Source organism: Candidatus Anoxymicrobium japonicum (assembly GCA_002843005.1).
Taxonomy (GTDB): domain Bacteria; phylum Actinomycetota; class Geothermincolia; order Fen-727; family Anoxymicrobiaceae; genus Anoxymicrobium; species Anoxymicrobium japonicum.
Window position 1 is genome coordinate 1 of record PHEX01000048.1, and the last position, 13,301, is coordinate 13,301.

Sequence of the window (13,301 nt, forward strand, 5' to 3'; positions counted from 1 at the left end):
CTATCCGGACGTGAGCGTTTCCTGGTGGGGCGGCAGGCGTCTGGTATTCGAATTCGTGTGAGAAAGTAGTATGCTTTTCTTCTCGTGATAATCGCTGTTGAAAGGAAAGCGCGCCGATTACGGAAAACAGATTTTTGCCACACTGTCGCAAGAATTGACGCGCGAGTATGGCGGCAGCTTCGCAGAGAAAAATCTGCGCCGCATGATCCAATTCGCCGAGGTGTTCCCCAACGAAGAAATTGTCGTATCGCTGATACGACAATTGAGCTGGACCCATATCATTGCCTTGATTCCTCTCAAGTGATCTTAAAGCAATGCTGGACAGGAAGTTATTGTCCGAAAGCGGCACCAGTCCCACCGACCCTACCAAACAGTACCCCCTCGGGGAAAGGGTCAGTCCATGAGTTGCTGTGACAAGCTACGACAGAAAGCTGTGACAAACTGTGACGGGCTACTGCGACAGAGGATTGCGACATGGCTCGCGACATGGCTCGCGACGCACTCGCGACGCCGCATACCTGTCGCGACGAGAGGGAACTCTGTCACCGCCCTATGATAGTATTTCATAGGCACGTTCTGGGGCACTCGGTTACTCCCTTTTGTGCTTTATTCAACCGCGGTTGCACGGCCTCCGGGTGAACGAGGCCTTATAAAATCAGGGAGTTGCCGAATGTTGGACTCATTTCGGCGTGATTAACAAAGGCTGGGTGATGGCGAATCTTGAGAAGCTAACGCGAGGGGCATCGGTCAAGGGCATCCTGCCGGACGAGCTGGTGTCTGTCGTAGACGTGAAGTGGGTTGGCTCGGTCGCGGTCGAGCTTACCTATAAGGACGCCTCCGGTCGCCTCGGCAACGAGCTCGTCTACCGCGACCACGAGCCCACACTAGAAGTCGTCACTGCCGGCAAACCGTGGAGCTTCGACGGGGACGGGGCGCTATTCCGGCTGGTAAGTGAAGCCCAGCGTATCCGACTCGCCTATCTCTTCGATCCCCTTCTTGCAGTCCACACTTCCCTGGTCGAACCACTCCCTCACCAGATAACCGCCGTCTACGGGGAGCTGATCCCGCGCCAGCCACTCCGGTTCCTCCTCGCAGACGATCCCGGCTCGGGCAAGACGATAATGGCGGGGCTCTTCATCAAGGAGCTTATTGCCCGCGGAGACGTCGAGCGCTGTATGGTCGTGTGTCCCGGTAACCTTGTCGAGCAGTGGCAGGATGAGCTCTCACAGAAGTTCCATCTCCCGTTCGAGATAATGACGAACGATGCCTTCGACGCGGCTCGTACAGGAAACTGGTTCGCCGAAAACCCGCTCGCGATATGCCGCCTCGACAAGCTCAGCCGAAATGAAAACGTCCAGGCCAAGCTCGCCACGACGGACTGGGATCTCATAGTCTGCGATGAGGCCCACAAGATGAGCGCCCATTTCTTCGGTGGCGAGATTAAACGGACCAAACGCTACAACCTCGGCCAGGTGCTCTCAACGCTGACCCGTCACTTCCTCCTGCTTACCGCCACGCCCCACAACGGGAAGGAGGATGACTTCCAGCTTTTCATGGCGCTGCTGGACGGCGACAGATTCGAGGGCCGTTTCCGGGATGGCGTTCATGTATCGGACGCGTCTGACCTCATGCGGCGCTTGGTCAAAGAACAGCTCGTCAAGTTTGATGGGAAGCCCCTGTTCCCCGAGCGCCGGGCATACACGGCGAACTACACACTCTCGGATGCCGAAGCCGAGCTCTACAAGCAGGTGACCGAGTACGTTCGCGAGGAGTTCAACCGGGCTGAAGCACTGGAGAAAGGCCGTAAGGGTACCATTGGCTTCGCCCTCACCATCCTTCAGAGGCGGCTCGCATCGTCCCCGGAGGCCATATACCAGTCGCTAAGGCGGCGGCGCGAGCGCCTCGAGAAGCGCCTTCGAGAAGAGAAACTGCTCGACAGAGTTAAAAGCGACAAGAAAGACATAGACGAGATGCTCGAGTTGCTGATAACCGATGGCTTTGAGGACGTCGAGGATGTTCAGAGCGAGGAAGCGGAAGCCATCGAAGAAGAGGTGGTCGACCAGGCTTCCGCCGCCCAGACGATCGCCGAGCTCCAGGAAGAGATCAAGATACTCAAGCGTCTGCAGGAAGTTGCCATGCGGGTCCGGCAGTCCGGCACTGACAGGAAGTGGGAAGAGCTCTCTTCGCTCCTGCAGAACAGAACCGAGATGTTCGATGCGCACGGTCACCGCCGGAAGCTCATCATCTTCACAGAACATCTGGACACGTTGAACTACCTACACGAGCGCGTCACTTCCCTGCTCGGCAGGCCCGAAGCGGTTATCATCATCCACGGCAGTATGGGACGCGAACTTCGAAAGAACGCCGAACAGAAGTTCACCCAGGATAAAGACGTAGAGGTGCTCATCGCCACCGACGCCGCGGGTGAAGGTATAAACCTCCAGCGCGCACACCTCATGGTCAACTACGACCTCCCCTGGAACCCCAACCGGATAGAGCAGCGGTTCGGGCGCATCCACAGGATAGGGCAGACGGAGGTCTGTCACCTCTGGAACATGGTCGCCAATGAGACCCGGGAAGGCGAGGTCTACTTTACTTTGCTTGAGAAGCTCGATAGGGAGCGCGAAGCCCTTGGCGGCCAGGTCTTCGACGTGCTCGGTAGCCTGACTTTCGAAGACAAGCCGTTGCGAGAACTCCTGCTCGAGGCCATAAGGTACGGAGATAACCCCGACGTCCGCGCCCGGCTGACTCAAATCGTGGACGAGACGGTCGACCGTGAGCATCTCAAAGAGCTCATCGAGGAGCGCGCTCTTACCCACGACTCAATGGATTCGAGAGTAGTCCAGGAGATACGGGAAGACATGGAGCGCGCCGAGGCTCGCCGCCTCCAGCCACACTTCATAGCCTCTTTCTTCCTCGAGGCATTCCGTCGCCTCGGCGGGACGATGAAGGGACGTGAGCCAAAGCGCTACGAAATCACGAATGTCCCCGCGGCTGTTCGAAACCGCGATCGCGTCATTGGAACACGCGATTCTGTATTGCGGAAATACGAGAGAATAACATTCGAGAAAGACCAAATCAACGTGCCGGGTAAACCTGTCGCCGCTTTCGTTTGCCCCGGACATCCATTGTTGGACTCCACGATCGACCTCGTGATCGAGAGATACCGCGACCTTCTAAAGCGGGGAGCCGTTCTCGTTGACGAGAAAGACTCCTCAGAGCATGCGCGAGTCCTCGTCTTCCTCCAACACTCCATACAGGATGCCCGGACGGACCGCACGGGCCAGCGCAGGGTAATGTCCCGCCGGTTCCAGTTCATGGAGATTGACGACTCAGGAGCGACCAGGGCTGCTGGTTACGCGCCGTACCTCGACTATCGACCCCTGAACGATGATGAGAAAGCTCTTGTTGATACATTTGAAGAGCCCGACTGGGCAAGCAGTGACCTGGAGGCAAAAGTCCTCGAGTATGCCGCTGAGCACCTGGTCCCTGAGCACCTGGGCGAGGTTCGCAGGCGAAAAGAAGAGATTGTTGACAAAACGATGAAAGCCGTTAAAGACCGCCTTACAAAGGAAATCAACTACTGGGACCATCGCGCTGAGGAACTTAAGCTCCAAGAACTCGCGGGCAAGACCAACGCCAAACTGAACTCCGCTCAAGCCAGGGAGCGCGCGGATGCATTGACCGCGCGCCTCCAGAAGCGACTGACAGAGCTTGAACAGGAACGTAACCTCTCACCACTTCCGCCGGTGATTGTCGGTGCTGCCATGGTCATTCCCGCCGGACTGCTCGCGAAGCTCACCGGGATTCCAACCCCCGATACCTTCGCAAGAGAAACAAAGCGCGTTGAAGAACTGGCGATGGCCGCCGTGATGGAAGCTGAGAAAAGTCTTGGTTTTAAGCCCGCCGATGTTCACGCCGAGAACAGGGGTTATGACATCGAATCATCTATCCCCAAAACGGGACTTCTGCGATTCATCGAGGTCAAGGGGCGCGTTAAGGGAGCGACAACTGTCACTATTTCGAAGAACGAGATACTCACTGGCTTGAACAAGCCCGAAGACTTCATACTAGCTATTGTCGAAGTAGACATTGACTCTACGACAACCCACTACATACAAAGGCCATTTCAGAAAGAACCGGACTTTGGAGTCACCAGCGTGAACTATGATTTGCCGACGCTTCTGCATTTGGGACAGGAAACACGGTGAGTGAAAGAATCGAGCAACTCAAAACATGGATGCAAGCTGGTGAAAATGAGCATTTCGAATTCAAAGAAGCAAGGACGAGCTTTGAGTTCGAGAAGCTTGTTGGATATTGCGTTGCCCTTGCCAACGAAGGCGGCGGCAGAATCTTCTTGGGAATTACGGACAAGAAACCACGCCGAGTTGTGGGCACACTAGCTTTTCGGACCCTCGGTAGAACAAAGAATGGCTTGATGAATGCAATCCACCTCAGGATTGATGCGGAACAAATAGACCACACTGATGGTCGAGTACTGGTTTTCAAGGTTCCATCTCGACCTATCGGATTGCCAATTCAATATAAGGGCCAATATTTCATGCGCTCCGGCGATAGTCTCGTTCCAATGCTTCCGGATGTGCTGAAGAGAATTCTCGATGAAGCTGAGCCCGATTACTCTGCGGAAGTATGTGACAAGGCCACTCTAGATGATCTTGATTTGAACGCAATAGATATCTTCCGAGCGCGGTGGGCAAAGAAATCGGGAAATGAGCGCCTGAAAGGTATGGCTGTTGAGCAGCTTCTTTCTGATGCGGAATTGGTGACCAATGATGGTGTAACAAATGCCGCTCTTGTTCTCTTAGGAAAAAGCGATGCTTTAAGCCGATGTTTGTCCCAAGCAGAAGTAATATTTGAATATCGGTCCAGCGATGCTACCGGTCCGGCTCAACAACGGCATGAATTTCGGCTGGGCTTCTTTTCTTTCTATGACGAACTCTGGAAACTGATTAATCTTAGAAATGACATGCAACACTCCCAGGACGGACTCTTCATCTTGGACATCCCGACATTCAACGAAGAGGCGGTGCGAGAAGCCATTCTGAATGCTATCAGTCACAGGGACTACCGACTGGGCAGCTCGGTCTTCGTTCGGCAGTATCCGTTGCGACTGGAAATCGTCAGTCCCGGTGGATTTCCACCTGGCATTTCTCTCGCAAACATCTTGTGGGAGCAGGCACCACGAAATCGACGTATCGCTGAAGCATTCGGCAGATGCGGCCTCGTGGAACGATCAGGACAAGGAATGAACCGAATATTTGAAACTTGTATCAAAGAGAGCAAACCTAGACCCGACTTTACAAACACTGATAGCGACCATGTTTGGTTGACGTTGCACGGGAATGTGACGAACCAAGAGTTTCTTCGATTTTTCGAAAAACTAGGGAGGGAACGTCTCGAGACTTTTTCTACATCTGACTTCTTGCTAGTTGACCTTGTGTCCAGGGGACAGAAGATACCAGATAGGCTTAAAGATAGCTTGTTTCGTTTAGTTGAAATTGGAGTTATTGAAAAAACTGGCCGTGGGAGGGGTTCGCAGTATGTCTTATCTCGTAAGTTCTATAAGCACCTCGGCAAAGCTGGAACTTATACAAGGAGGAAAGGCCTCGACCGGGACACGAACAAAGCACTCCTTTTGAAACATATCGAAGGCAGTCCTGACACTGGCTCTCGAATGGAAGAGTTCTACCAAGTGTTGCCAAGCCACAACCGTGGGCAGATTCAAAGTCTGCTTAGAGAGCTTCGAGACGAAGGCAAGATTCATGTTCAAGGAAAAACACGTGGGGCTAAATGGTACCCCGGTCAAATACCTCTAGGATTGCAATAAGGATTGCAATAACTGTGGAAGGTAAGTTGCGTCATCGAGTAAGGGCAAGTCTGATAATGCCGGATTCAAAGGGATTTGTGGGACCAAAGTATTGCATCTGACCATTAGACTAAATGCAATTAGAATGCAATTAAATAAGCAATTTGGAGTAGATTGATGGAGTATCGCAGAAAGCTGATTGAAGTCGCTCTCCCACTGGAGGCAATAAACAAGGAGTCTGCTCGAGAGAAATCCATCAGGCACGGACACCCATCGACCATGCACCTTTGGTGGGCGCGAAGACCGCTTGCCGCCTGCCGGGCTGTGCTGTTCGCTTCGCTAGTGGACGATCCTTCGGCATGGCCAGAGCTGTTCCCAACGGAGGAGGACCAGGAAGCGGAACGGAAGCGGCTCTTTGAAATCATAGAGCAGCTGGTTAAGTGGGAGAACTCGAACAACGAGACTGTGCTATTGATGGCCCAGACGGAGATGGCCCGCTCCATATCCCGCAACCTTGGGGACGCGATGCCAGAAGGGGCTGAAGCCATCAGGAAATACCTGGCAGAGAAAGCACCGCCCGTGTTGGACCCCTTCTGCGGTGGAGGAAGCATTCCGCTTGAGGCACAGCGCCTAGGCTTAAGAGCTTACGGCAGCGACCTCAACCCGGTGGCCGTCCTCATCACTAAGGCGCTTATAGAGATACCGCCGAAGTTTGCAGGATTGCCTCCTGTGAACCCTGAAGCTCGTGAGGAGAAACGCCTTACCGAAAAGGAATGGAAAGGGGCAGAAGGGCTAGCCGATGACGTCCGCTACTACGGAAAGTGGATGCGGGACGAGGCCGAGAAGCGAATAGGTCACTTCTACCCCAAGGTGAAGGTCACCAAGGAGATGGTTAAGGACCGCCCCGACCTCGAGCCCTACGCTGACCAGGAGCTGACTGTCATCGCCTGGCTCTGGGCTAGGACGGTACCGAGCCCAAACCCAGCTTGCAAGGGTGCGCACGTACCGCTTGTGCAGTCCTTTTGGCTTTCGACCAAGAAAGGGAAGGAAGCGTACGTACAGCCTGTTGTCGACAGAGAAGCCAATACGTATAGCTTCGAGATTCATGTTGGAAAGCCGCCAGAGGATTTCGACCCTGGCAAAGGAACGAAGGCAGGTCGTGGGGCAAGCTTCAATTGCATTATTAGTGGATCACCTATGACTAAAGATTATGTCCGAGGCGAGTTTAGAGCAAAGAGAAACTCGGATATTCTAATGGCGGTTGTCGCCGAAGGCAATAGAAGTCGTGTTTATCTAAATCCCGTAGAAAGCCAAGAGCGTATTGCGCGGTCTACCAAGCCAGGATGGAAACCCGAAATAGATATGAATACCGCTTCAAAGGATCTTGTCAGTGGGCGAGGATATGGCATCACCAAATGGCATGAACTATTCACGAACCGCCAGCTTGTGGCTCTTACCACTTTCAGCGACCTTGTTCAGGAAGCACGGGAGCAGGTACTCAAAGACGCCATTTCATCAGTTGCACTTCCCGATGATGATCGATCAATTGATGCTGATGGTATCGGTAAGACTGCGTATGCGGATGGAGTGACAACTTACCTTGGTCTCGCGTCTAGCCGAAGTGCCGACTACTGGGCTACATTAGCCACTTGGGAAACCGCGAGCGGTTTCGTAAGAGGTACGTTTGCACGGCAAGCTCTCCCTATGGTCTGGGATTTCTGCGAAGGAAACCCGATGGGCGGTGCGAGTGGGGATTGGTCTGGGGCTATAGGTTGGACTTGTCGTGTTCTCGAGCGTTTGCCATCCAATCTACAAGGCGCTGCCAGACAACTCGATGCAACTGCTGCATTGGATGGAATCGAGACTCCGGTCGTGTCAACAGACCCTCCATACTATGACAACATCGGCTATGCTGACCTTAGTGACTTCTTTTACATTTGGCTCAGACGGGCCCTTGGCCGCATCTATCCTCAGCTCTTCTCAACGCTCCTGACGCCAAAAACACAGGAACTGATTGCTTCTCCGTACCGTCACGAAGGTAGCAAGGACAAAGCGAAAGTGTTCTTCGAGGAAGGGCTTGGCAAAACCTTCATGTCAATGCGAGAAGCACAGAACCCTTCTTTCCCAATCACCGTCTATTACGCCTTCAAGCAAGCGGAGACAGATGGAGGTGATGCAGGGAAGAACGGGGTCGGTAGCAGCAAGGTCACGGCTTCGACAGGCTGGGAGACGATGCTCGCTGGTCTTATACACGCTGGGTTCAGTGTCCACGGCACATGGCCTATGCGTACTGAGAGGAGTACCAGGAGCATCAGTTTGGGAGCGAATGCTCTGGCTTCCTCTATTATACTTGTCTGCCGACCTCGCACTGATGATTCCCCCCTTGCTACCCGACGGGAGTTCCTGTCTGCCCTTAAGAATGAGCTCCCAGATGCACTGAAGAATTTACAGCACGGTAACATCGCCCCCGTGGATCTCGCACAGGCATCAATCGGTCCAGGCATGGCCGTGTTCACTCGCTACTCGAAGGTGATGGAGTCTGACGGCTCGCCCATGTTGGTTCGCACAGCACTCGGCCTGATTAACCAGATGTTAGACGAGGTGCTCGCCGAGCAGGAGGGCGAGTTCGACGCCGACACACGCTGGGCGATCGCTTGGTTTGACCAGTTCGGCATGGAGCAAGGCCCGTTCGGGGTCGCGGAGACTCTTTCCAAGGCGAAGAACACAGCTGTGAACGGACTGGTGGATGCGGGAATCCTGGAAGCCAAGGCAGGCAAGGTCCGCTTATTGAAACGTGATGAGCTTATGGAAGACTGGGACCCTGCGAGGGACAAACGGTTCACCGGATGGGAGGCGGCGCAGTACCTTATCCAGGCGCTCGACCAGCAGGGAGAGCAGGGCGCGGCCGCCCTCCTCCGCAAGTTGGGCGGTGGCCATGGGGAAACGGCGCGGGACCTCTCCTATCGCCTCTACAATATCTGCGAGCGCAAAGGCTGGGCGCGGGAGGCCCTCGCCTACAACAGCCTCGTCATTGCCTGGCCAGAGATAACGAGACTCGCGCATGCTGCCGCCGCGGAAGGCTACGGACCTCAGACTGGTCTGTTCGAAAACGAATAGGTGAGGAGATATGGCTAAGACCAACAGAGACCGGATAGATGAAGGCCTTCTTCTGCTGACCAAGGGGCTCTTCCCTTTCGTCGAGCGGGAGATGAGGTCTGTCTATGGTAAGGGGTGGGAGCACGAAGCTTCAAAGACGTTCACCGACGCTGCCGACGCTGGCAAGAAGCTCAACTGGAAAGACCCTCAGGTCATCCTGATCATCATGTCCAAGAAATGGAATGACGTTTTCAAGAGAACCCTTGGCTTCGCGGAACGCAATCTCGTAAGCGAACTGAGGGATGTCCGAAACAGTTGGGCTCATCAGGAAAGCTTCAGTACAGACGATACCTACCGCGCCTTGGACAGCATGGCGCGGTTGCTCAACGCCGTTTCTGCAGCGGAAGCGGATCAGATCGAGAAGATGAAGATGGAACTGCTACGCCTCCGTTTTGAGGAGCAGCGCCGTAGTGAGGATCGTAAGTCTGCTCCCGTAGAAGGGAGACCGGCGGAGAACTTAAAGCCCTGGCGAGAAATCGTAACCCCGCACCCCGATGTTGCCTCAGGCAAGTATCAACAGGCTGAGTTCGCAGCCGACCTCTGGCAGGTCTACCTTGGCGAGGGCTCAGACGAGTACAGGGATCCGACGATGTTCTTCCACCGCACGTTCCTAACCGAAGGCCTGAAACAGCTCCTGAAGAACTCCATACTGCGGCTCGGGGGGAATGGTGGGGACCCCGTAGTTGAGCTTCAGACCAACTTCGGAGGTGGCAAGACGCACTCTCAGCTCGCGCTCTTTCACCTCTTTTCCGGGGCCCCTGCCTCGGAGTTGCCAGGAGTAGAGGACTTGCTAAAGGATGCCGAGGCGACCGTGCCCACCGGAGTGCGTAGGGCAGTCTTCGTCGGCACCAAAATCTCCCCGGGCCAGGTCCACAAGAAGCCCGATGGTACTAAGATTCGCACCCTCTGGGGAGAGGTTGCATGGCAGCTCGGCGGCAAGGAAGGATACGAGCTGGTAAAGGAAGCCGATGAGACATCGACAAATCCGGGGGATGCTCTGAGGGAGCTGTTCAACAAATACTCCCCCTGTTTGATTCTCATCGACGAATGGGTGGCTTACGCGAGGCAGCTTCACGAGGACAGCACTCTTCCAGCCGGGACATTCGAGACGCAGTTCACCTTTGCCCAGGCCCTCACAGAAGCAGTCAAGGCAGCCAAAGATACGATGCTGGTCGTGAGCATCCCGGCCTCGGAGAGCCCGAGCCCCCATGACGATGATGGGAAGGTCTCTGATATCGAGGTTGGAGGGGAACGGGGCAGGGCTGCGCTATCAAGGCTCAAGAATGCGATAGGGCGGGTCGAGGCCTCCTGGAGGCCAGCGAGTTCGGAAGAAGGCTTCGAGATCGTGCGGCGGCGGCTGTTCGAACCCATTACTGACTCATCTCTGTTTGTTTCACGCGACCAGGTCGCCCGGGCCTTCTCGGAAATGTACGGCAGCCAGCAGCAAGAGTTTCCAAACCCTTGCCGTGAGGCTAACTATGAGCGGCGAATGAAAGCTGCGTACCCCATCCACCCTGAGCTATTCGACAGGCTCTTCGAGGACTGGTCAACACTCGAGAAGTTCCAGCGGACGCGTGGGGTTCTGAGGTTGATGGCAGCTGTCATCAACAGCTTGTGGGAACGACAGGACAACAGCCTTCTCATCATGCCCGCGAGTGTTCCCATGGAGGATCAGCGAGTGGGCTTCGAGCTCAAGCGCTACCTCGAGGAGGGGTGGGACGCTGTAATCGAAAAAGATGTCGATGGGCAGAACTCCCTGCCCATGGAACTTGACCGCGAGAACCCCAACCTTGGGCGGTACTCAGCATGCCGGAAGGTAGCTCGTGCCATCTACATGGGGTCAGCGCCGGTGCAGCGTGCCGCGAACCTCGGTATTGATGACCGGCAGGTGAAGCTGGGCTGCGTACAGCCTGGCGAAAGCGCGGCGACCTTTGGGGACGCGCTTCGCCGCCTGACAGACAGGGCCACATACCTCTATGTGGACAGTCATGGTCATCGCTATTGGTACTCCACGCAGCCTACCGTTAACCGTCTTGCGGAAGACAGGGCGAGCCAGCTGCATGAAGCAGATGTGACAGAGGAGATAAGCCGGCGGCTCAGGCGGCATGCTGGGTCAAGGGGTGACTTCGCTAAAGTGCACGCGTGCGCCCCGAGCGGCGATATCCCGGACGAGAAGGAAGCGCGTCTTGTTATTCTAGGCCCGGAGTACCCACATACCACCAAGGAGAAGAAAAGCCCAGCGCGAGAGGCTGCGGCGGCAATACTCGAGTCCAGGGGTAACAGTCCGCGGACTTACAGGAACACTCTTGTCTTTCTCGCACCCGACAAGACTCGTTTGCAGGACCTCGACGAAGCGACATACCAATACCTCGCCTGGCAGTCGATATACAAAGACCGCGAGGAGCTCAACCTGAACGCCTTCCAGACGCGCCAGGCTGAAACGAAGTACCAGAACGCGGACATGACCGTCGAGGCGCGGATACCCGAAACGTTCCAGTGGCTGCTGGTACCGGAACAGGCTGACCCGACCGGCAGTATCGAGTGGAGCGAGACGCGCCAGCAAGGTCAGGATCCCTTGGCTGTTCGCGCTTCGAAGAAGTTGAAGAACGAGGAGCTTCTTCTGGTACAGCTTGGCGGTATTCGGCTGCGCCACGAACTGGATCGTATCCCGCTCTGGCGCGGCGACCATGTTGGAATCAAGCAGCTCTTGGAGGATTTCGCGACTTACTTATACCTGCCGCGGTTACGCTCAGAGGACGTACTCATCGATGCAATCAGAGACGGCGTGGGAAGTCTGATGTGGGAGACGGACACTTTTGCCTACGCCGAAGCGCGGGATGATAAGAAGAAGAGGTACAAAGGCCTGGTGGCGGGCCAGAGCGCCAGAATCCTTGTCGAAAACGAAACATTAGTGGTCAAGCCAGACGTGGCCGCTCTTCAGTTGAGAGCCGAGAAGGCGGTTATTGAACCACCGCCGGGACCAATGCCACCAGGGGGCACACTAGGTTCAGTCGTTGTAGGCCCGCCAGGTCAAGAAGTGATAATCGAGGAGATCGCTAGAAGGTTCCACGGCGCCGTTAGACTTGACCCGCTCCGTATGAGCCGCGACGTTGGCAGCATCGCGGATGAAGTGATTCAACACCTCACGAGTCTCCTGGGCTCAAACGTCGAGGTAACACTCGAAATCCAAGCAGATATTCCGGACGGGGTCCCCGAGAAGACAATACGAGACGTGACCGAGAACTGCCGCACCCTGAAGTTTGAAAGCTACGGGTTTGAGAAAGAATGAGGGACATCAAATGGAGAAGGAAACCGTCAATCACCTTGACTTAATACAGGGCATAATAAATCGACTCGGGCGTAACTCTTTCGCATATAAAGGTTGGGCGATCACCATCATTTCTGCGATATTCGCTCTTGCTGTGACCAAAAATGTTCGGCCTTTGTATTTCCTGATTGCCTTAGTGCCAGCATTGTTATTCTGGGGTTTGGATGCTTACTACTTGCGGCAAGAGCATCTTTTCCGCGCTCTGTATGATGAAGTCAGGAAAAACGAGTCGAGTGCTTTGCCCGATGGTATTTTCTCTATGAAAACCGAGCCATTTGTCGAATCAACAAGAAGCTGGATAAGTCTCTGTTTTTCAAAATCAGTTTTATTTCTATACTGTCCGCTTGCTGTAATCGTGATAGCAGTAACAATCGTAGCTTATGTTGTTAAGAAGTGATTGGTGATTTGAGATGAAAAAGAAGGTCTTCGTAAGTTTTGATTTTGAAAATGATAAGGCCTTGAAAGAATTTATTGTTGGCCAGTCAAGAAATCCCGATTCGCCCTTCGAAGTAATGGACTGGTCAATGAAAGAAGCTGCACCTGAAAGTGACTGGGAAGCTGAAGCTCGGCACCGGATATACATGTCTGACGTTGTGCTCGTTATGGTGGGCAGAAGTACATACAGAGCGCCAGGCGTAAGGAAAGAAGTAAGGATGGCGAATGCAATGAAGAAGCCCATCCACCAGATAGTTGGATATCAAGGCACAAATCCCACCCCCGTGCCGAATGCGGGACCCCTTATTCAATGGAACTGGCCAAATCTCAAACGCCTGCTGAGCTAGTTGTCATAAGAAGAGAGCTGGCCGGGAAAAACTGGACAGGGGCTTAGGTGGTAAACTGCTCCCAATCTGAAGACAGAAAGGAGCAGTGAATATGCCAAAAAGACCGAGAAGAAACCACGGACCGGCGTTCAAGGCCAGGGTGGCCCTGGAGGCGATCAAGGAAGAGCAGACCCTTGTCCAATTAGCCGAGCGGTTCGACGTGCATCCG

Annotated in this window: 8 protein-coding genes; all 8 read left to right on the top strand. The window is 54.5% G+C overall.

Translation table 11 applies throughout. The annotated features are described in order from the left end of the window. Positions 1-94 precede the first annotated feature (94 nt). Complete coding sequence (locus tag CVT63_05745; GenBank protein PKQ27860.1) at positions 95-304, top strand: hypothetical protein; 210 nt, start codon at positions 95-97, stop codon at positions 302-304. Between the two features lie 406 nt (positions 305-710). Next, the gene (locus CVT63_05750; protein ID PKQ27866.1) at positions 711-4,211 is read left to right on the top strand and encodes an RNA helicase; all 3,501 of its coding nucleotides are present in this window, start codon (positions 711-713) and stop codon (positions 4,209-4,211) included. Between the two features lie 29 nt (positions 4,212-4,240). Then, the gene (locus CVT63_05755; protein PKQ27867.1) at positions 4,241-5,848 is read left to right on the top strand and encodes a transcriptional regulator; all 1,608 of its coding nucleotides are present in this window, start codon (positions 4,241-4,243) and stop codon (positions 5,846-5,848) included. 156 nt (positions 5,849-6,004) lie between these two features. Further along, positions 6,005-8,944: a hypothetical protein gene (locus tag CVT63_05760; protein PKQ27861.1), complete on the top strand. Its 2,940-nt coding sequence runs from the start codon at positions 6,005-6,007 to the stop codon at positions 8,942-8,944. A gap of 10 nt (positions 8,945-8,954) precedes the next feature. Continuing rightward, a complete protein-coding gene (locus tag CVT63_05765) occupies positions 8,955-12,272 on the top strand; it encodes an AAA+ family ATPase (protein PKQ27862.1) in 3,318 nt (1,105 codons plus the stop codon). 10 nt (positions 12,273-12,282) lie between these two features. Beyond that, positions 12,283-12,708, top strand: a complete 426-nt coding sequence (locus CVT63_05770) for a hypothetical protein (GenBank protein PKQ27863.1) — start codon at positions 12,283-12,285, stop codon at positions 12,706-12,708. A 13-nt stretch (positions 12,709-12,721) separates the two neighbouring features. Further along, entirely contained in the window at positions 12,722-13,093 is a 372-nt protein-coding gene (locus CVT63_05775; protein ID PKQ27864.1) for a hypothetical protein, read from the top strand. A gap of 91 nt (positions 13,094-13,184) precedes the next feature. Then, positions 13,185-13,301: IS3 family transposase (locus tag CVT63_05780; protein ID PKQ27865.1), on the top strand; the 117-nt coding region annotated here is incomplete at its 3' end.